Origin of the sequence: Gemmata algarum (assembly GCF_034097035.1) — a bacterium.
In the GTDB taxonomy this organism is placed as follows: Bacteria; Planctomycetota; Planctomycetia; order Gemmatales; family Gemmataceae; genus Gemmata; species Gemmata algarum.
In genome coordinates, this window is the sequence record NZ_JAXBLV010000102.1 from 1 (window position 1) to 962 (window position 962).

The following is a 962-nucleotide window of genomic DNA, read 5'->3' on the forward strand; positions in this document are numbered from 1 at the left end:
CCGCACGAACTCCACCGGGTCCGCGCAGTTCTGCTGGTACAGGGCCAGGAACGGCCGCGCCTTCTTCTCCTCGTCCGCGATCACCACCGGCCCGCACGTGCCCACCGGCCGCACCCGCCGCGACACGCCCGGCGGGAGCCGACCCGACCGCCCGCAGAACTCCAGCACCCGCGCCGCCACCCGGCACGCGAACGCCTTCACCCGCTCCTGACGCGCCTGCGTCAGACGCACGAACGGCGAGCCCGTCACCAGCACGCTCGCGAAGCTGGCAAACAACCACGCCCCGGCACGGAACCGGGGCGTGGGGTGCGGCACGGCATGGGCGCGCTCCGCGTGTGGTGTGGCGATGCGGACCGCGCGGCTGGAGCGCGGGCGTCTCGCCCGCTTCGGCTCCGCGTGTGGTGTGGCGATGCGGACCGCGCCGGTGGTCAAACACCCCCGGGGCGGGAGCGGGCGAGACGCCCGCGCTCCAGCCGCACGACCGCCCACGGTGCGAGATGCGCAACGCCTGGCGCGATACTCTCGCGCCGGGACGAACGTTCTCGGCGCCCCCCCTCCCTTCCCGCCGGCCCACGGAAGCTCCGCTGACCGGGCCGGCGAGCACGGCGAGGGGGCCGGGGGGTAGGTCCGCGCCCTCCTCTCGCGCCGGGACCGCTACTCTCGGCGCCACCCCTCCCTTCAGGGAGGGGTTGGGGGTGGGTTGCCCCGCGAGCACCCCGCGCCCCGGAATCGTGAGCGCGGCTCAGCTCTTGCGCTTCTTCTGTAACGCCGCCGCAAACGACCACGCCCCGGCACGGAACCGGGGCGCGGGGTGCGTCACTCGCGTCTGGGGTCAGCTCGGCGGGTTCGCGGGCGGGGTGCCGCCGGCTTCGGCCGCATCGAGTGCGTCCATTTGGGCGCGGAGTTGCTTTCGCGCCTCGGCCGACATGCCCGTCACCGCTGCTTGAGCCACCGCCGCCTTA

At 74.8% G+C, this 962-nt stretch carries 1 protein-coding gene; it reads right to left on the reverse strand.

Features of this window, described 5'->3' with window-relative positions; genetic code table 11:
* Window positions 1-315 (reverse strand): hypothetical protein (locus tag R5W23_RS09225; RefSeq protein WP_320686083.1); only part of this gene is annotated, 315 nt, incomplete at its 3' end.
* Window positions 316-962: the final 647 nt, after the last annotated feature.